The organism is Burkholderiaceae bacterium DAT-1, assembly GCA_019084025.1.
In the GTDB taxonomy this organism is placed as follows: Bacteria; Pseudomonadota; Gammaproteobacteria; order Burkholderiales; family Chitinimonadaceae; genus DAT-1.
The window spans coordinates 1-333 of the sequence record JAHRBI010000026.1; the positions used below are offsets into that span (position 1 = coordinate 1).

Sequence of the window (333 nt, forward strand, 5' to 3'; positions counted from 1 at the left end):
AATCTTTGCGCAATTTGTAAAGGCTCGAACGATAGAATCCTTATGGGGGTTTAGCTCAGCTGGGAGAGCACCTGCTTTGCAAGCAGGGGGTCGTCGGTTCGATCCCGTCAACCTCCACCATTCAAACAAATAATCGTGAGAATGTGGATATCGGTTGTATCAAAATTAAGAGATCAAATAAGAGCGAATCGTTTAGTTTGCTGTTATTTGACTTCTTAAGTCAATTCGTACTTTGATCTTTAAAAAAATGGAAGAAGTAAGACAAATTCAATGCGATAAAATCGTGGTTAATTCCTTGGTTTTATCAAATTTGGGTTGATTGCAAAACACAAA

At 38.1% G+C, this 333-nt stretch carries 1 tRNA gene; it reads left to right on the plus strand.

The window, feature by feature from the left end:
• The first annotated feature begins 44 nt into the window (after positions 1–44).
• A tRNA-Ala gene (locus KSF73_17345) sits at positions 45–120 on the plus strand.
• Positions 121–333 lie beyond the last annotated feature (213 nt).